Source organism: Micromonospora rifamycinica, assembly GCF_900090265.1.
GTDB lineage: Bacteria > Actinomycetota > Actinomycetes > Mycobacteriales > Micromonosporaceae > Micromonospora > Micromonospora rifamycinica.
Map to the genome: position 1 here is coordinate 4,960,990 of NZ_LT607752.1, position 17,344 is coordinate 4,978,333.

The window sequence follows — 17,344 nt, forward strand, 5'->3', positions numbered from 1 at the left end:
CGCTCTGCTCGCTCACCCGGCAACCTTAACGACGACGGTGCCGGCGAACTTGTCGTGGAGGCACTGCTGCCACGGCTTGTCCCAGAGCTGCCACAGCCCGTCGAGGTAGCTGAAGACGGGAATGACCGCCCCGCCGATCTGGTAGACGGCCCACCGCTTGGCCGCCGCCGCGCGGGTCAGGGTGGCGGCCGGGTCGAGCGGCACCACCTGGATCTTCATCGCCCGCTTGCCGATGGTCTGCCCGGTCTTGAACATCATCTCGACCTGGTAGACGTAGCTCAGGGCGAACGCCACCACGAAGATCACGCCCTGCAGCACCAGCATCGGAATCAGGAAGTTGGTGAACGGGTCGGAGGTGGGCCGGCCGTCGGCCGTGGTGGTCAGGTCGGGCAGGACCATCTGGAAGAAGACGATGAGGGCCGGCACGATGAAGACCAGGCTGGCCGCGCCGACCACCAGCCCGTCGATGAGCAGGGCGAGCAGCCGGTCACCGAAGCTGGCCAGCGGCAGGCCGCGCGGCGACATCCCCGGGAAGCCGGGCGGCGGCGTGCCGGGTGCCGGCGGCGGGTACCCGGGCAGCCCGGCGTACGGGCCGGGCGGCGGCGGATAGCCGCCGGGGCGGGCGGCGTACGGGCCGGGTTGCGGCGGCACGGGGTACCCCTGCGGGTGCGGGCCGGCGGGCGGGGCGAAGCCGCCGGCGGCGGGCCCGGGCCCACCGGCCGGCGGTGTCAGGTAGCTCGGAGGTTGCGTCACGCGAGACAGTGTTACAAATTGCCGCGCGCTTCCTGCTCACGCTCGATGGCTTCGAACAGCGCCTTGAAGTTGCCCTTGCCGAAACCGAGCGAGCCGTGCCGCTCGATCAGCTCGAAGAAGACCGTCGGCCGGTCCTGCACCGGCTTGGTGAAGATCTGGAGCAGGTAGCCGTCCTCGTCCCGGTCGACCAGGATCTTGCGGGACTTCAGCTCCCCGATCGGCACCCGGACGTTGCCGATCCGGGCACGCAGCTCCGGGTCGTCGTAGTACGAGTCGGGGGTGTCGAGGAACTCGACGCCGGCCGCCCGCATCGCGTCGACGCTGGCCAGGATGTCGTTGGTGGCGACGGCGATGTGCTGCGCGCCGGGGCCCTGGTAGAACTCCAGGTACTCGTCGATCTGGGACTTCTTGCGGGCCACCGCCGGCTCGTTGAGCGGGAACTTCACCTTCCGGGTGCCGCTGGCGACGACCTTGCTCATCAGCGCCGAGTAGTCGGTGGCGATGTCGTCGCCGATGAACTCCGCCATGTTGGAGAAGCCCATCACCCGCTTGTAGAACTCCACCCACTCGTCCATCCGGCCGAGTTCGACGTTGCCGACCACGTGGTCGACGGCCTGGAAGAAGCGCTTCGGCTGGAGGCCGGCGGCGATCATCGGCTGCCGGTCGACGATCGGTCCCCGGGCCACGAAGCCGGGCAGGAACGGGCCGGTGTAGCGGGACCGGTCGACCAGGCTGTGCCGGGTGTCGCCGTACGCGGCGATGGTGGCCAGCCGGACCGTGCCGTGCGCGTCGGTCACGTCGTGCGGCCCGATCAGGCCGGTCGCGCCCTGGGCCACCGCGTGCGCGTAGGCGGCGTCGACGTCCGGCACCTCCAGCGCGATGTCGTCGACCCCGTCGGAGTGCTTCGCGACGTGCTCGGCGCCGGCCGCGTCGGGGCGGACCGCGCCGGTCAGCACGAACCGGGCCGAGCCGCTGGTCAGCACGTACTCGGCGTGGTCGCGGTAGCCCTGCTCCGGCCCCCGGTACGCCACGCAGGTCATGCCGAACGCGGTGGAGTAGTAGTGCGCGGCCTGCTTGGCGTTGCCGACCAGGAAGTGCACGTGGTCGAGGCCCTTGACCGGGAACGGGTCACGGGTGATGTCGTGGTCGACTGCGCCGACGAGCGTGTCGACGTCGATGTCCTCGGTCGACTGGGGTCGGTCGATCGCCTGGGTCACGGTGGCCTCCCTCGGTTGCGGCCGGCGTCGTGGGCCGGTGGTCCGTCAGCTCTTTCCGGAAGCATCGCGGGGGCGTGGCGGCTGGGCAACAGTCACCCTTTTCCCTGGTCAGGTTGCGCAATCGGTAGGGTGTACAGGCATGAGTGCTGGGCAGGGTGTACAGCTCGACGCGCTGGACGGCAGGCTGGTCCAGCTCCTCGCCGAGGAACCCCGGATCGGGGTGCTGGAATGCTCCCGCCGGCTCGGGGTGGCCCGGGGCACCGTCCAGGCCCGGCTGGACAAGCTCGTCGACCGGGGGGTCATCGGCGGGTTCGGCCCGGAGATCAGTCCGGCGGCGATCGGGTTCGCGGTGACCAGCTTCGTCACCCTGGAGATCAGCCAGCGGCACGGCCACGACACGGTGACCGCCCATCTGGCGGCGATCCCGGAGGTGCTGGAGGCGCACACCATCACCGGGGCGAGCGACCTGCTCTGCCGGATCGTGGCCCGCTCCAACACCGACCTCCAGCGGGTGATCGACCAGATCGTCTCGTCGGAGGCGATCCGGCGGGCCTCCACGATCATCGCGCTGGCCGAGCAGATCCCCTACCGCACCCTGCCGCTGCTGCGTTCCGCCGCCGGCTCCTGACCCATCTTTGCGCTGATATAGCGGCATCCGAAGGCTCTTTGGGAGCTATATCGGCGATGTTGTGATGCGTCCGATCTGCCCGACGGATGCGTCGTCGGCGGGGGAGAAAGCGGGGCGACACTCCGGCGCGGGGGCGGGACGGGCTGGTGAACGTCGCTACGGTGTGCGGTGTGAAGGGGCTCGGGGGGGTGCGGGGAGGGCTGCTGCTCGGGCTCGTCGTCGTGATCGCGCTCGCCGTCACCGGGGTGTGGAACCCCTTCCCCGGCGTGTGGGACTGGGTCGACCGCAGCGAACCGATCTCCGAGCCGGACGTGCTCTGGCAGCAGCGGATCGGCGGCACCCCGAAGAGCGTCACGATCGTCGGCGACACCGTCGTCGTCGAGCAGCGCACCCGGACCGAGGTCCGCAGCCTCGCCACCGGCGCTGCGCTCTGGGAGCGCAAGGCGGACTGGTCGGCGGTGGCCGGCGGTGACCGGGACGCCGTCGTCGCCGTGGGCAAGCTCCTGGTCAAGGGGTACGAGCTGCTCGACCCCACCACCGGGGCGGTACGGCGGCGCGACGGCGACGCGGTGGCCGTCTGGACGTACCGGAACATGCTGCTGGACGCCCGGTGCGTCGCCGCCACCGACTGCACCCTGAGCGCCTGGGATCCGCGTGGCACCCGCCCACTGTGGACGGCCTTCCTGCCCGGCGTCAGCAGCGGGCTCTTCGCCGACAACCCGGGCCTGCTCGGCACCCGGCGGCTCACCGCGCAGCGGATCGACGAGGCGGTGGCCGGGCCGGAGGCGGTGCCGCCGCTGCTCGGCTTCCCGGTGGACGGCCGGGTGCACGTGGTGGACACCGCCACCGGGCGGGTGGTGCAGAACGTCGAACCGGGCCGCGACGAGCGGTTGTCCGTGATCGGCGGCCGGATGCTGCGGATCACCGCCGTCTCCGTGGACGGCAGCTGCCAGTACGCCGTCTCCGGCCGGGATCCGGCCACCGGGCAGGAGGTGTGGCGGCGGACCGGGCTCAACCTGCGCACCGCCGACAGCGCCGGGTGCGTGCAGCGGGAGGACCCGCAGGGCGCCCGGAACGTGCTGACCGGGGTGGCCCCGGACGGCCGGGAGACGGTCCTCGACGGGTACGACGGCCGGCTGCTGCTGGTCGACGCGGAGGGGGAGAAGCTGCTCGCCGTGGACGACCGGTACGCCCTGGTGCGCAGCGCCGACAAGGAGTCGGTCATCGCCCGGGAGCTGGGCACCGGCAAGGCCCGCTGGACCCGCCCGGCCGGCGCGAAGGCGGGCGCGGCGCTCACCCCGTACGCGGCGGTGCTGACCGGGGACAAGCCGAGCCGGCTGGTCGCCGTGGACCCGCGTACCGGGCGGGAGCTGGTGGTGCTGCGGACCAGCGCCAACGCGCTCGCCGTCGGGCCGCACGGCATGGTCGTCGGCGAGGGCCGGGAGATCGGGTACGTCCGGTTCGGCGCGGGTGCCGGTGCGCCGCCGCCCGCCGCGCCACCGGCCGGCCCGGACGGTGCCGGCGGCCCCGGGCCGGGGCGTACCGGTGGTGCCGGCGAGGTCGCGGACAGCTGCGGACCGAAGCGGGAACTCTGCCCCGACGGCGACGGGTGAGAGCGGCGTCCCACGACCCACCCGGCGGGTGTCACCGATCGACCGGTCTGCCCTAGGCTTTTCCGTCATGAGCAGTGCCGCCGCGTTCTCGTACGCCCCCTTGCTGCCGACCGGTCCCGACCAGACGGAGTACCGCCTGGTCACCGACGAGGGCGTCGACGTCGTCCACGGGCCGGGGGGCCGCCGCTTCCTGACCGTGGAGCCGGCGGCGCTGACCGCGCTGACCGCCGAGGCGATGCACGACATCGCCCACTACCTGCGACCGGCGCACCTGGCCCAGCTCCGGTCGATCATCGACGACCCGGCGGCCTCGCCGAACGACCGGTTCGTCGCGCTGGACCTGCTGCGCAACGCCAACATCGCCGCCGGTGGGGTGCTGCCGATGTGTCAGGACACCGGCACCGCGATCGTGATGGGCAAGCGGGGCCGGCACGTGCTCACCGACGGCGCCGACGCCGAGGCCATCTCGCGCGGGGTCTACCAGGCGTACACCAGGCTCAACCTGCGGTACTCGCAGCTCGCCCCGCTGACCATGTGGGACGAGCGGAACACCGGAAGCAACCTGCCCGCCCAGGTCGACCTGTACGCCGAGGATCCGGACGGCCACCCGGACGCCTACAAGTTCCTGTTCATGGCCAAGGGTGGCGGCTCGGCCAACAAGTCCTACCTCTACCAGGAGACGAAGGCGCTGCTCAATCCGACCCGGATGATGCAGTTCCTGGAGGAGAAGCTGCGGCTGATCGGCACCTCGGCCTGCCCGCCGTACCATCTGGCGGTCGTGATCGGCGGCACCTCCGCCGAGTACGCCCTCAAGACCGCCAAGTACGCCTCGGCGAAGTACCTCGACACGTTGCCCACCGCCGGCTCGATGGCCGCGCACGGCTTCCGGGACCTGGAGCTGGAGGCCGAGGTGCTGGAGCTGACCCGCAACTTCGGCATCGGCGCGCAGTTCGGCGGCCGGTACTTCTGCCACGACGTGCGGGTGGTCCGGCTGCCCCGGCACGGCGCGTCCTGCCCGGTGGCGATCGCGGTGTCCTGCTCGGCCGACCGGCAGGCGGTCGCCAAGATCACCCCGTCGGGGGTGTGGCTGGAGCGCCTGGAGACCGACCCGGCCCGCTACCTGCCGGACGTCACCGACGAGACCCTGGACGCCTCCGACGTGGTGCGCGTCGACCTCAACCGGCCGATGGACGAGATCCGGGCCGAGTTGTCGAGGTACCCGGTGAAGACCCGGCTCTCGCTGACCGGCCCGCTGGTGGTGGCCCGGGACATCGCCCACGCCAAGATCGCCGAGCGGCTCGACGCGGGCGAGCCGATGCCGCAGTACCTGCGCGACCACGCGGTCTACTACGCCGGCCCGGCCAAGACCCCCGAGGGGTACGCCTCCGGATCGTTCGGCCCGACCACCGCCGGCCGGATGGACGCCTACGTGGCGAAGTTCCAGGCGGCCGGCGGCTCCCAGGTGATGCTGGCCAAGGGCAACCGCTCCGGCCAGGTGACCCGCTCCTGCCAGCAGCACGGCGGCTTCTACCTGGGCTCGATCGGCGGCCCGGCGGCCCGGCTCGCCCAGGACTGCATCCGGCACGTCGAAGTGCTGGAGTACGCCGAGCTGGGCATGGAGGCGGTCTGGAAGATCGAGGTGGAGGACTTCCCGGCCTTCATCGTGGTCGACGACAAGGGCAACGACTTCTTCGCCGAGGTCACCAAGCCGGTCCTGACCGTGGGCCGCCGCTGAGCGACGACACGTGCTGCTCAACTTTCTTAATCGATTCACCTCCTCTCCTGATGGTGTTAGCCTATTCGGGAGATCACGGAGGTTCCTTTGCCGCACGTAGATGTGGATGAAGCCACGGACAAGTACCTTGCCTTCGCCGCCAGTATTGCTGGGTTGACCAAAGGGGAGGTGGTGGCGCGACTGGTGTTACAGGCTCAGGCAGCGACTGCTCTCCCCCTCGGTGAGGGGGACAACGAGGAGCCCGCGTCCGTGCGGGTCTATGCCGACTACGCCGGCCACCGTACCTACGCGTCCTTCGTGCCCGGACCGGGACGGATCGATATCACCTCTGGTCCGCTGGCCGGGCAGTCTTTTCGGACCCCGAGCCAGGCGGCCCGGGAGATCGTCAGGCACTACAACCCCAACGTAAGCCCGCACCGGAACGGCTGGAGCTTCTTCTTCCTGGCGACCACCGGCGCACCGCTTCAGAGCCTCCGACACCGGGCAGTGTGAGGCAGTCGGATGGGGTCGCACATCTACGTGGACGAGACCAAAGAGCGAGGGTTCCTGCTCGTGGCGGCCACGCTGGATACCTCGTATCTCACGGCTGCTCGGGCCACCGTCGGCCGCCTGGTGTTCCGTGGACAGCGCAGTATCCACTTCTGTAAGGAACGGGACGAGCGGCGGCGGCAGATTCTCCGCGCTTTTCGAGATCTTCCTGTGGAGATCGTGATCTACGACGCCACGGCGTATCGGAATGTCAAACGTGCTCGTGACGCGTGCCTGCGCGGCCTCGTTTCCGATGCTGCCAAGGCGGCGGCCGAGCGGCTCGTACTGGACCTCGACGAGTCGTGTCTCGGCTCCGACAGGAGTCTCCTCGGACGCGAGTTGGGGGCGGTAGGCATGGCGGGTCGGCTCCGCTACGACCACCTTGATGCCCACGCGGATCATCTGCTCGCGATCCCGGACGCTGTGGCGTGGTCATGGGCCAAAGGTGGGCAGTGGCGTGCCATGGTCCGACGCATGATCGGGGAGGTGCGGAACGTGTGAGTTGCGCCGAAACGCGCGAAACCCGGCCCACCCACCGTCCGGAAGGCTGCCGGGTTCACTTCCTGCAGCTAATGCCGCAGACAACTGGATGGTAACTCAGCTGCAGGAGATTCGGCAAGTCGTCCCGACTTGCCTGTGGGTGTCCTGCGCACGGTGCCCACGCCTGAGGGGCCGGCCTCGTCGCGCCGCCTTTCGGCTGTCACACGTGCGCTACAGCATGCCCTGACCTTGGCCTAGGCGTCGTTCCTGCCCCAGTTGTCGAGTGCGACGATCGCCTCGCGCAGGGCGAACCCGCGATCGGTCAGCGCGTAGGCCCGGGTGTTGTGTCGAAGGGGCAGGCGGCACAGCACGCCGGCCGCTTCGAGTTCGCGTAGGCGTGTCGCGAGCATGTTCGTGGGCGCGCCGAGGTCGCGCTGCAGATCGCCGTAGCGTTGTGGCCCGTCGAGCAGCCGTTCCACGATGAGCAGCGCCCAGCGTGCTCCGACGATGTCGAGGGCTGCGGCGAGGTGGCTCACGCGGCCGGATCGGTGTCCGTCTTCATCCAGAACGGCGAGTAGTGGTAGCCGTCGGGGTCGTCGAATTGGCGCTGGTACATGAAGGGGTAGTCGTCGGTGTCACCGATCCGCCCGCCAGCGGCGCCGGCGCGGTCGATGAGCTCGTCGACCGCCTCGCGGCTGCCCAGGTCGAACGAGACAGTGACCTTCGAGGGCGTGTGAGGTCCGCCGATCAGTTCTTCGACTCCGCCGACGCTCGCGTACATCTCGCGGCTGCCGAGCATGACGTACTGCTCGGGAGCGATCGCGAAGCACGAGACGTTGTGGTCGGACATCTCGGCGTTGAGGGTCCAGCCGAGGGCGGTGTAGAAGGCGGTTGCGCGCTCGACGCTCTCGACCGGGCAGGTGATGAAGAGGCTCATGCGGGCCATGCTTGCAAAATGCAAGTGGTCCGTCAAGCGGCATCGTCCCGCACCAGGGTGGGTTGCTGTCTGCGTCTGACATTGACGGTCGGCTACCGCGTTCGGCATCAGGGTCCGCCTGCGCCGCGGTCATTGGGTCCTGCAGGTGCGTCGGCCTGTTCACCGCCCGGAGGACTGTCTAGTGTCGCTGGATGTTCCGGCCGACGTACCCGATTCGTACGGCGCGGCTCACCCTGCGCCCGGTCACGCTGGACGATCTCGATGACGTCTACTCATGGCAACGTCGACCGGACGTCTTCCGCTGGACGCTCGGCGAGCCGCGTACCCGCGAGGAGTCGCGGTCGTCGGTGCTCGCCATGGCGGGCGAGGACGCGCTCCGCGCCGAGGGGGACTGCTTGACCTTGGCTGTGGCCACCGACGCCGGGGTCATCGGCACGGTGGAGCTGGTCTGGCGCAGCCGGACCGACCGCACGGCTGAACTCGGGTACGTCTTCCATCCCGGCCACGGCGGTCGCGGGTTGGCCACGGAGGCCGCCGCGGCGTTGGTGAACTGGGGGTTCACCGGGTTCGGGCTGCACCGGGTCTACGCCCGGTGTCACGGGCGCAATGCTGCGTCCGCCCGGCTGATGGCCCGGCTCGGCATGCGTCAGGAGGCGCGCCACGTCGAAAGCTACCTGTTCCGAGGAGAGTGGGCCGACCAGATCGTCTACGCCATCCTGGCCAGCGAGTGGGCCCGACGCCCGTGACGTATGAGGTTGCCGCACACTGTGTGCGTTGCCGTACATTCGCCGTACAGTAGGTTCGGGAGCGGCACACGACCGGATGGAGTCTCCGATGAGCGCCAAGACCGAGCGCATCGAGGTGAGAGCGGACGAGGCCAGTAAGTCGCGAATCGCCGAGGCGGCCGAGATGCTCGGCGAACCGGTGTCGGCCTTCATGGTGCGTTCTGCCCGTGCGGAGGCGGACAAAGTACTCGCAAGGGCGGAGCGGACCATCATGCCTGCAGAGCAGTTCGACCTGCTCATCGCGGCACTCGACGAACCTGACGAGGCACCGGTGCTTACCGAGATCGCCAACCGTCCCCGGCGATTCCGGCGGGTGTGAGTTGTTCCTTTCCAGCCGACTCAAAGACCAACACCACCTCGCCCGGTTCGACTGTGGCGAGCCCTCGCTGAACACCTGGCTTGCCGAGCAGGCCCGCCGTGCTCAGCGCGCCGGGACGTCCCGCACCTATGTCTGGACCCCGGAGGGCAGCGACGACGTGGTGGCCTACTACTCGATCGCGCCGACGCAGGTCGAACGGGCCGGCTTGACCGGTGGCCAGGCGGGCGGTTTCAGCGTCATTCCGGCCTACCTGCTGACCCGGTTCGCCCTCAATCGCTCCATCCAGGGACAGCGACTCGGCGACGATCTTCTGCTGGACGCCGTAGAGGTCATCACCAGGGCGGCGAGTGCAGCCGGCGGTCGTCTGATCATTGTCGACGCGATCAACAGCCGGGTGGCGGCCTACTACCGGCAGCGGGGCTTTCAACCGGTCAAGGGCGACGCCCTGCGGCTGGTCATGAAGGTCGAGACCGCCAAGCGGGCACTGAGCACGGGCAAGATGACGGTGAGCGCCGGTGGCGGTCTGGGTGTGGCAGGAATCGTCCTGTCCACCCCGCGCGGTGAGGCGGCGTCGGTCGTCGCTTCGCCGGACGAACTGCGGGCGATCGCCAGCGAGCTGGAGAACCGCGCCGACCTCGCGGAACCCTTCACCATGGATTCCCTGCGACAGGCCATCAAGGTGGCGCTCGGCCGGGATCCCTTCAACGAGGTCTGAGAACTGGTTCCTCGTGCGCCGCCAGGCGGGCCTCGGTAGTCGTGATCGAGTGGCCACAAGGCGGGCGACCTTGAGACAGCGGGGAGGCGTACCGGGCGGGCTCGCGGAGGTCGCTGCAGCTCGCGTCGATGCTCCGAAGGTGCGCGAACGGCTGGTCGTAGCGATCGTGGCGGCTTACCAGAACGGCGTGCGGGGCGGTGAGATCGCCCGGGACGCTGGCTACAGCCCGAACAGATTCGGCGGATCCTGCGGGTCAGCCCAGGCAGTAATGCCTTCGGAGGGCGTAGAGCGCGGTCGTGCCCTCCCCTCGGTCCTGCTCGGCGACTCGGAGATCTTGCACGGCGACCACGATGTGCTGTCCCGTTGTGCCACTGCCGGCGTCCATCCATACCCGCACGCTTCCGTGTTCAGGTAGCTCACGCGGTCCCACCGCCAGAACCTCGGATCTTAGCATGGAGAGCTCCTCCTGTAGCGGGCTTCCTGATGCCAAATGCTAAACACTGGAGTTGGCATTACTTCAAGTAGTTGTTTGGCCTACTTGCTGGATGCATGGGTTGGCCTACTGTCTGGCCAGGGACGATGGCTCTGTGGCCAACTTGGAGTCAGCGGTACGGAAGCTGCGCGCGGCGCAGACCGGCGTGCCCCGCGCCGAGGAGCGGGCCGCCAAGCTCATCGCCGAAGCCCGCGCCCAGGTGAAAGCTGCGCGTGCCGAACTGGCCGAGGCGATCCGCGCCGCCGACCGGGACGGCACACGTCAGGTCGACATCGTGGCGGCCACCGGCTACAGCCGGGAGCGGATCCGGCAGATCATCCGCAACGCGGAAGACTGATTGTCTGGCCGTGAAGGTTTCGGGCCTGGGCTGGCACGTCCCGCCCGAGGTTGCCGGTAGCCCCGACGCCTAGAGCCTGTGTCGAAGGCGGGGGTCGCCAGCCGAAGATCGTGCTCGATCCTGGAAAGAGTGGCCTCCGGCGGTGGGTGACACCACTCTTTCCCTGATCGAGCACGATCTTGCTCGTCCGGTGACGGCGCGATCGTGCCCGCCCACCCGCTTTCTCGCGGGCATCCCTGCAGGTGGCCGCTGGCCGGGGCAGGATGGGACGGGTGACGACTCCAGAGGCAGCGGGCTACCGGATCGAACGCGACTCGATGGGCGAGGTGGAGGTGCCCGCCGAGGCGCTGTGGCGGGCGCAGACCCAGCGCGCGGTGCAGAACTTTCCGATCTCCGGCCGGGGTATCGAGCCGGCCCAGATCAAGGCACTGGCCCAGATCAAGGGGGCCGCCGCCCTGGTCAACGGAGAGCTGGGGGTGATCGGCGAGGACGTCGCCGAGGCGATCGCCACCGCCGCCGCGCACGTGGCCGACGGCGGGTACGACGACCAGTTCCCGATCGACGTGTTCCAGACCGGCTCGGGCACCTCGTCGAACATGAACACCAACGAGGTGATCGCCACCCTGGCCACCCGGGAGCTGGGCCGGGACGTGCACCCGAACGACGACGTGAACGCCTCGCAGTCCAGCAACGACGTCTTCCCGTCCTCGATCCACCTGGCCGCCACCCAGTTCGTGGTGGAGGACCTGCTGCCGTCGCTGCGGCACCTGGCGGAGGCGTTGGAGGCGAAGGCGGCCGAGTTCGAAACGGTGGTCAAGGCGGGGCGTACCCACCTGATGGACGCCACCCCGGTCACCCTGGGGCAGGAGTTCGGCGGGTACGCCGCGCAGGTCCGCTACGGGGTCGAGCGGTTGGAGTCGGCGCTGCCCCGGCTGGCCGAGCTGCCGTTGGGCGGCACCGCCGTGGGCACCGGCATCAACACCCCGCTCGGCTTCGCCGGCAAGGTGATCGACAGGCTGCGCGCGTCGACCGGGCTGCCGTTGACCGAGGCCCGCAACCACTTCGAGGCGCAGGGGGCGCGGGACGCGTTGGTCGAGACGTCCGGCCAGCTGCGTACCGTCGCGGTCGGGCTCTACAAGATCGCCAACGACGTACGCTGGATGGGGTCCGGCCCCCGGGCGGGCCTGCGGGAGCTGCGCATCCCCGACCTCCAGCCCGGCTCGTCGATCATGCCGGGCAAGGTGAACCCGGTGGTCGCCGAGGCGGTCCGGCAGGTCTGCGCCCAGGTGGTCGGCAACGACGCGGCGGTCGCCTTCGCCGGTTCGCAGGGCGACTTCGAGCTCAACGTGATGCTCCCGGTGATGGGCCGCAACCTGCTCGAATCGATCAAGCTGATCTCGGCGTCCAGTCGGCTGTTCGCCGACCGCCTGGTGGCCGGCCTGGTCGCGGACGCCGAGGTCTGCCTGGCGTACGCGGAAGGCTCGCCGTCGATCGTCACCCCGCTCAACCGCCACCTCGGGTACGACGAGGCCGCCTCGATCGCCAAGGAGGCGCTGGCGAAGCAGGTCTCGATCCGTGAGGTGGTGCTCTCCCGGGGGCACGTCGACTCCGGCAAGCTGACCGAGACCCAGCTCGACGAGGCCCTCGACCTGCTCCGGATGACCCACCCCTGACAGTGAGGTGACCGACCGGCGGGGCGTGGCGGTGTCGGGTGGGTACGACACCGCCACCGGCCCCACGCGGTCGGGACCGCCGGGTCACCGCTGCCCGGTGGGCGGGCGGGTGCGGGGTACCCAGGCGAGGAAGCGGGTGAACAGGGCCGCCGGATCGGGGCCGGTGTCCGGGCGCAGCCGGTACAGGTCGGCGGCGGCGTCGTGCAGCACGGCGCAGAGGTGGACGTGCAGGGCGGTGCGGTCGTGGGCGTACTCGGCGACGAGGGCGAGGCGGGCGGTGCCGCAGGGCCAGGGCGCGGCGCACACCCGGCACAGCCAGAGCGGACGCAGCGGCAGGTGCCGGCGCGGATGCCCGACACCATCCACCGGCCCGTCCGGGCTGGCTGGCCCACCTGGACCGGCGGGGCTGCCCGGGCTGGCCGGGCTGCCCAGGCTGGTTGGCAAAGCTGGACTGGCCGGGCTGACCGGATCGGTCGGGTTGGTCGGTGCGTTCACCAGCGGCCTCCGTTGGCCCGCCACTCCTGTGCCCGGGTCAGCCACCCGGTGCGACCGACCCGGGGGAACGACACGGTGGTGTCCTCCCACCCGGGAGCCGGCATGTCGGGGCTCGCGTCGGTGGCCGGTCCCGGCGCTTCGGGACGGCCAGCAGGGTCGGGGCGGTCGGGTGCGGGTGCTCGGCGTCGTCCGGTGAGTCGGAACATCAGGGCAAGCCGGTGTCGCCAGGTGGGCCGGGGCATCGCGTCGCCTCCATGAGGGGTCGGCTGGTCGTCTCCCCCGGCGACGGGACCACCGGCCGGGAGGCGAGCGGTCCCACCACGACACCGTCGCGCCCGGAGGGGTGGGGCGGTCGATGTCGCACTGCACAGTCTGCTGACGGGACCACTACCGTGTGAAGGCTCGTGTCGGCTTCCGGTGTGGTCCGATGTGGTGGAGGCGGCGGGCGTCCCCGGGTGTGGAGCGCTCCGGCTCAGGGGCGGCGGGCCGCCCTGCGGGCCCGGTAGGCGCTGACCGCGACCCGGTTGCCGCAGCCCGCCTCGCAGAACCGCCGGGACCGGTTCTTCGACAGGTCGACCAGCACGTTGGCGCATTCGGGACGGGCGCAGTGCCGCAGCCGGTCCAACTCGTCGCCGCGGACCAGGTCGGCGACGGCCATCGCCGCCTCCACGGCCATCCGGCTGGCCAGCGGGGCGTCCCGGGGTACGGCGTGCACGTGGTACGGCTGGTCGTCGTGCCGGATCAGCTGCGGCAGCGCCCGGTACTCCTGGAGCAGGTCGTTGACCACGGCCACGACGGTGTCCAGGTCGTCGTCCCAGAGGCGGCGCAGGCGCGGGCGCAGCGCCCGGACGGCCCGTAGCTCGGTCTCGGTGTGTTCGTGCCGGCCGCTGAACCGGTGGGTGGCGACGAACCGGTCCAGCGCGGCGATGTCCGGTAGCCCTTCCCGGGTCGCGCCGTCGGTGTTGACCAGGGCGGCCGCAGCAGTCAGTCCACACTCGGTGTCATGAGTGAAAAGCAACTTGACCCCTGTCGTCGCCGGCCGCTAGCGTCACCGGCGTAATGCTACTTTGCTGATGTCGTACCGGAGGAATCCCGATGCCGCACCGCTCCACCACCGGCGTCGGCCTGGCCCTCGCCCTGCTCTCCGCCGTCACCTTCGCCACCTCCGGCACCTTCGCCCGCTCCCTGATCGAGGCCGGTTGGTCCGCCGAGGCCGTCGTGGTGGCCCGGGTCGGTCTCGCCGCCCTGGTGCTGGCCCTGCCCGCGGCGCTCGCGTTGCGTGGCCGGGCGACGGTGCTGCGCCGCAACCTCGGCCCGGTAACCGTCTTCGGCCTGCTCGGCGTCGCGACCGCCCAGGCCTGCTTCTTCAACGCCGTCCGCTACCTGCCGGTCGGGGTGGCCCTGCTGCTGGAGTATCTCGGCATCGTCCTGGTGGTGGGCTGGATGTGGCTGGTGCACGGGCAGCGGCCCCGCCGGCTCACCGTGGCCGGTTCACTGGCCGCCCTGAGCGGGCTCGGCCTGGTGCTCGACCTGACCGGCACCGGCCGGCTCGACCCGGTCGGCGTGCTCTGGGGGCTCGGCGCGGCCGTCGGGCTGGCCGGCTACTTCGTCCTCGCCGGCCGGGTCGACCCCGACCTGCCCTCGGTCACCATGGCCAGCGGCGGGATGGCCGTCGGCGCGGCCGTGCTGGCGCTGCTCGGCCTGGTCGGGGTGCTGCCGTTGCGGGCGACCTTCGGTGCCGTCGACTTCGCCGGGCAGCGGACCAGCTGGCTCGTCCCGATCGCCGGGCTGTCGCTGGTCGCCGCGGTGGTGGCCTACCTGGCCGGGATCGCCGCGACCCGCGTTTTGGGTGCCCGGCTGTCGTCGTTCATCGGGCTGACCGAGGTGATGTTCGCGGTGCTCATCGCCTGGTTGGTGCTGGGGGAGCTGCCGGTGCCGGTGCAGCTCGCCGGGGGCGCGCTGATCGTCGCCGGGGTGGCCCTGGTCCGCCTCGACGAGCTGCGCGAGGGCCGCACCGGGCCGACGCCGACCCGGGTCGAGGACCCGGCACTGGCGGCATGCTCGGCGGGGTCGGGAAAGCCGACGTGAGAAGGTGTCGGACATGCTCAGCGTGGTGGTGTTCGACGCCGACGAGACCCTGATCGACCTGCGCCCGGCGGTCACCGGCGCCCTGGCGGCCGTCCTCGACGAGATGCGTCGCCGCACCCCGGTGGCGGCCGGGGTGACCCTCGCCGAGGTGGAGTCCGACTGGCAGGCGGTCTTCGGCTCGATGACCGCCGCCCCGGTGATGGAGATCCGGCGGGCGGCGCTGGCCCGGTCGCTCGACCGGGCCGGGCTGGTCGGTCAGCTCGACGAGTTCGCCGAACTCTTCTTCGCCCGGCGGTACGCGCTCAGCCACCCGTACCCTGACGTCCTGCCGGCGCTGGCCGCGTTGTGCGCCGACTTCACCCTCGGCTACGCCACCAACGGCAACAGCCGGGTCGAGCGCTGCGGCCTGCCCGACGTGTTCGCCTTCGCGCTGTACGCCCACGAGGGCGGCCTGCCCAAGAAGCCCGACCCGGCGTTCTACGCCGCGATCGTCGACGCCGCCGGAGTGCCGGCGGAGCGGATCGCGTACGTCGGCGACTCGATCGCCCACGACGTGCTCGGCCCCCGGCAGGCCGGGCTGCGCGGCATCTGGCTCAACCGGCACGGTCTGCCGCTCCCACCCGGGGTACGCCCCGACGCCGAGGTAGCGACACTCACCGATCTACCTGCGGCGCTGCGCAGCCTGCACCCGACGAATGCCTGATGCGGGACTAAATCCGACTTGTATCTGGCGGAATCGTCGCCGGTGCTATGGGATGGCTGCCACGTCCCTCAACGAGAGGATCTGATGTGGTGAGCAAGCGCTTCACCGCCGGAGCCGTCGCGACCGCGGCGGCCCTGGCACTTACGGTGACCGGCCTGACCGTCCCGGCGAACGCCGGGCCGACCACCAGCCGGACGTTCACCGTGGTGGCCGAGGACGGCGTCTCGGCGGACGCGGCGATCGCCGCGATCCGCGCCGCCGGTGGCACCGTCGTGTCCCGTACGGACGACGTCGGTCTGTACCAGGTCACCAGCGACCGGGCCGACTTCGCCGGCCGGGTCACCGCCGCCTCCGCGCTGGTCGGCGCGGCCGAGCAGCGGGCCATCGGTCGTAAGCCCAAGCTGGACCGGGTGGAGCAGGAGAACCTGCTGAACCGGACCAAGCAGGCCGTCAAGGCCAAGGGCAACGCCAACGGCAAGAAGCTGGACCCGCTCGACGACAAGCTCTGGGGCCTCGGCATGATCGGCGCCGACAAGGCGCGCAAGGTCATGCCGGGCGACAAGCGGGTCACCGTCGGCATCCTGGACACCGGGGTCGACGCCAGCCAGCCCGACCTCGCGCCCAACTTCAACTGGGCGCTGTCGCGCAACTTCGCCCCGGACATCGCCGACATCGACGGTCCCTGCGAGGTGGCGAGCTGCCTCGACCCGGTCGGCACCGACGACGGCGGGCACGGCACCCACGTCGCCGGCACCATCGGTGCCGCGGCCAACGGCTTCGGCCTGTCCGGCGTGGCCCCGAACGTCTCGCTGGTGGAGCTCAAGGGCGGCCAGGACTCCGGGTACTTCTTCCTCAACCCGGTCGTCAACGCCCTGGTGCACGCCGGCAAGTCCGGCCTCGACGTGGTGAACATGTCGTTCTACGTCGACCCGTGGCTCTACAACTGCACCGCCAACCCGGCCGACTCGCCCGAGTCGCAGGCCGAGCAGCGGGCGGTCATCAAGGCGATGAAGCGGGCCCTGAACTTCGCCCACAACAAGGGCGTCACCCTGGTCGGCTCGCTCGGCAACAACCACGAGGACCTCGGCGCACCCCGCACCGACGTGTCCAGCCCGGACTACGGCGCCGACCCGTACCCGCGCCCGATCGACAACGACAGCTGCTGGGACCTCCCGGTGGAGGGTCCGCACGTGATCGGCGTGTCCGCCGTCGGCCCGTCCGGCAAGAAGGCCGACTACTCCAACTACGGCACCGAGCAGATCTCGGTCGCCGCGCCGGGTGGCTGGTTCCGGGACGGCTTCGGCACCGACACGCACCGCACCGACGGCAACATGATCCTCTCCACGTACCCGAAGAAGGTGCTCCAGGAGGAGGGCTCGGTCGACGAGAACGGCAACGTCGTGCCGGGCTTCGAGAACTCGGTGCTCAAGCAGTGCACCACCGCCGGTGAGTGCGGCTACTACACCTACCTCCAGGGCACCTCGATGGCGTCGCCGCACGTCAGCGGGGTCGCCGCGCTGATCGTCAGCAAGTGGGGCAAGAAGGAGGGCAAGGACGGCTACGGCCTCGCACCGGCCAAGGTGGAGCAGCACCTCTACCGGACCGCCGCCGAGCACGCCTGCCCGGAGCCGCGCCTGCAGAGCTACGCCAACGAGGGCCGGTCGGCCGAGTTCGACGCGTACTGCGCCGGCTCGCTGAACTTCAACGGGTTCTACGGCTACGGCATCGTGGACGCGAACGCCGCGGTCCGCAGCCCGCTCAAGCCGAACGTCACCCCCTGACGCGTCGGCTCGACGACCCGGGCTGACACCCGACAGGTCAGCAGAGGCCCGGACGACCTCGGTC

At 70.6% G+C, this 17,344-nt stretch carries 19 protein-coding genes; 13 read left to right on the forward strand and 6 right to left on the reverse strand.

Annotated elements, in window-relative coordinates; all coding sequences use genetic code 11:
* Positions 1-12: 12 nt before the first annotated feature.
* A complete protein-coding gene (locus GA0070623_RS20650; protein WP_067304758.1) occupies positions 13-753 on the reverse strand; it encodes an RDD family protein in 741 nt (246 codons plus the stop codon).
* An 11-nt stretch (positions 754-764) separates the two neighbouring features.
* The gene (gene hppD, locus GA0070623_RS20655) at positions 765-1,970 is read right to left on the reverse strand and encodes a 4-hydroxyphenylpyruvate dioxygenase (RefSeq protein ID WP_067304761.1); all 1,206 of its coding nucleotides are present in this window, start codon (positions 1,968-1,970) and stop codon (positions 765-767) included.
* Between the two features lie 139 nt (positions 1,971-2,109).
* On the opposite strand from hppD, the gene GA0070623_RS20660 reads away from it, so the two are divergent.
* From GA0070623_RS20660 to GA0070623_RS20680, 5 genes are all read left to right on the forward strand, one after another.
* Entirely contained in the window at positions 2,110-2,598 is a 489-nt protein-coding gene (locus GA0070623_RS20660) for an Lrp/AsnC family transcriptional regulator (RefSeq protein WP_067304764.1), read from the forward strand.
* Between the two features lie 200 nt (positions 2,599-2,798).
* Complete coding sequence (locus GA0070623_RS20665) at positions 2,799-4,211, forward strand: outer membrane protein assembly factor BamB family protein (protein WP_067304874.1); 1,413 nt, start codon at positions 2,799-2,801, stop codon at positions 4,209-4,211.
* A gap of 67 nt (positions 4,212-4,278) precedes the next feature.
* A complete protein-coding gene (locus GA0070623_RS20670; RefSeq protein WP_067304767.1) occupies positions 4,279-5,946 on the forward strand; it encodes a fumarate hydratase in 1,668 nt (555 codons plus the stop codon).
* Positions 5,947-6,033: 87 nt separating this feature from the next.
* On the forward strand, positions 6,034-6,438 hold the full coding sequence (locus GA0070623_RS20675) for a hypothetical protein (protein ID WP_197700006.1): 405 nt from the start codon (positions 6,034-6,036) through the stop codon (positions 6,436-6,438).
* A gap of 27 nt (positions 6,439-6,465) precedes the next feature.
* Positions 6,466-6,975 carry a hypothetical protein gene (locus GA0070623_RS20680; RefSeq protein WP_157517489.1) on the forward strand — a complete coding sequence of 170 codons (510 nt, stop codon included), beginning with the start codon at positions 6,466-6,468 and terminating at the stop codon, positions 6,973-6,975.
* A 233-nt stretch (positions 6,976-7,208) separates the two neighbouring features.
* Here the strand turns inward: GA0070623_RS20680 and GA0070623_RS20685 are convergent, their stop codons facing one another.
* Together GA0070623_RS20685 and GA0070623_RS20690 are read right to left on the reverse strand one after the other, a co-directional pair.
* A complete protein-coding gene (locus GA0070623_RS20685) occupies positions 7,209-7,490 on the reverse strand; it encodes a winged helix-turn-helix transcriptional regulator (RefSeq protein WP_067304777.1) in 282 nt (93 codons plus the stop codon).
* Positions 7,487-7,891 carry a VOC family protein gene (locus tag GA0070623_RS20690; RefSeq protein WP_067304877.1) on the reverse strand — a complete coding sequence of 135 codons (405 nt, stop codon included), beginning with the start codon at positions 7,889-7,891 and terminating at the stop codon, positions 7,487-7,489. The genes GA0070623_RS20685 and GA0070623_RS20690 overlap by 4 nt, the downstream gene beginning before the upstream one ends.
* A gap of 191 nt (positions 7,892-8,082) precedes the next feature.
* Between GA0070623_RS20690 and GA0070623_RS20695 the strand changes: the two genes are divergently transcribed.
* From GA0070623_RS20695 to GA0070623_RS20715, 5 genes are all read left to right on the forward strand, one after another.
* Entirely contained in the window at positions 8,083-8,637 is a 555-nt protein-coding gene (locus GA0070623_RS20695; protein WP_067304781.1) for a GNAT family N-acetyltransferase, read from the forward strand.
* Positions 8,638-8,725: 88 nt separating this feature from the next.
* A complete protein-coding gene (locus GA0070623_RS20700; RefSeq protein ID WP_157746987.1) occupies positions 8,726-8,995 on the forward strand; it encodes a type II toxin-antitoxin system TacA family antitoxin in 270 nt (89 codons plus the stop codon).
* A gap of 1 nt (position 8,996) precedes the next feature.
* On the forward strand, positions 8,997-9,710 hold the full coding sequence (locus GA0070623_RS20705) for a hypothetical protein (protein ID WP_197700007.1): 714 nt from the start codon (positions 8,997-8,999) through the stop codon (positions 9,708-9,710).
* A 587-nt stretch (positions 9,711-10,297) separates the two neighbouring features.
* Positions 10,298-10,540 carry a hypothetical protein gene (locus tag GA0070623_RS20710; RefSeq protein ID WP_067304787.1) on the forward strand — a complete coding sequence of 81 codons (243 nt, stop codon included), beginning with the start codon at positions 10,298-10,300 and terminating at the stop codon, positions 10,538-10,540.
* Positions 10,541-10,812: 272 nt separating this feature from the next.
* Positions 10,813-12,213, forward strand: a complete 1,401-nt coding sequence (locus tag GA0070623_RS20715; RefSeq protein ID WP_067304791.1) for a class II fumarate hydratase — start codon at positions 10,813-10,815, stop codon at positions 12,211-12,213.
* Positions 12,214-12,297: 84 nt separating this feature from the next.
* On the opposite strand, the gene GA0070623_RS20720 is transcribed toward GA0070623_RS20715, so the two are convergent.
* Both GA0070623_RS20720 and GA0070623_RS20725 read right to left on the reverse strand, forming a co-directional pair.
* A complete protein-coding gene (locus tag GA0070623_RS20720; RefSeq protein ID WP_067304794.1) occupies positions 12,298-12,579 on the reverse strand; it encodes a hypothetical protein in 282 nt (93 codons plus the stop codon).
* Positions 12,580-13,180: 601 nt separating this feature from the next.
* Positions 13,181-13,726, reverse strand: a complete 546-nt coding sequence (locus tag GA0070623_RS20725; protein WP_067304797.1) for a CGNR zinc finger domain-containing protein — start codon at positions 13,724-13,726, stop codon at positions 13,181-13,183.
* A gap of 77 nt (positions 13,727-13,803) precedes the next feature.
* Between GA0070623_RS20725 and GA0070623_RS20730 the strand changes: the two genes are divergently transcribed.
* The 3 genes from GA0070623_RS20730 to GA0070623_RS20740 all read left to right on the forward strand — a co-directional run bounded on the left by GA0070623_RS20730 (position 13,804) and on the right by GA0070623_RS20740 (position 17,280).
* Positions 13,804-14,796 carry an EamA family transporter gene (locus tag GA0070623_RS20730; RefSeq protein WP_067304800.1) on the forward strand — a complete coding sequence of 331 codons (993 nt, stop codon included), beginning with the start codon at positions 13,804-13,806 and terminating at the stop codon, positions 14,794-14,796.
* 13 nt (positions 14,797-14,809) lie between these two features.
* Positions 14,810-15,499 carry an HAD family hydrolase gene (locus tag GA0070623_RS20735; protein WP_067304804.1) on the forward strand — a complete coding sequence of 230 codons (690 nt, stop codon included), beginning with the start codon at positions 14,810-14,812 and terminating at the stop codon, positions 15,497-15,499.
* Between the two features lie 89 nt (positions 15,500-15,588).
* Positions 15,589-17,280, forward strand: a complete 1,692-nt coding sequence (locus GA0070623_RS20740; protein WP_067304880.1) for a S8 family serine peptidase — start codon at positions 15,589-15,591, stop codon at positions 17,278-17,280.
* Positions 17,281-17,344: the final 64 nt, after the last annotated feature.

Excerpts from the sequence above, each read along its gene's own strand:
- GA0070623_RS20695 (WP_067304781.1), top strand. The coding sequence starts at position 8,083 with ATGTTCCGGCCGACGTACCCGATTCGTACGGCGCGGCTCACCCTGCGC.
- GA0070623_RS20660 (WP_067304764.1), top strand. The coding sequence starts at position 2,110 with ATGAGTGCTGGGCAGGGTGTACAGCTCGACGCGCTGGACGGCAGGCTG.
- GA0070623_RS20730 (WP_067304800.1), top strand. The coding sequence starts at position 13,804 with ATGCCGCACCGCTCCACCACCGGCGTCGGCCTGGCCCTCGCCCTGCTC.
- GA0070623_RS20735 (WP_067304804.1), top strand. The coding sequence starts at position 14,810 with ATGCTCAGCGTGGTGGTGTTCGACGCCGACGAGACCCTGATCGACCTG.
- GA0070623_RS20670 (WP_067304767.1), top strand. The coding sequence starts at position 4,279 with ATGAGCAGTGCCGCCGCGTTCTCGTACGCCCCCTTGCTGCCGACCGGT.
- GA0070623_RS20690 (WP_067304877.1), bottom strand. The coding sequence starts at position 7,891 with ATGAGCCTCTTCATCACCTGCCCGGTCGAGAGCGTCGAGCGCGCAACC.
- GA0070623_RS20700 (WP_157746987.1), top strand. The coding sequence starts at position 8,726 with ATGAGCGCCAAGACCGAGCGCATCGAGGTGAGAGCGGACGAGGCCAGT.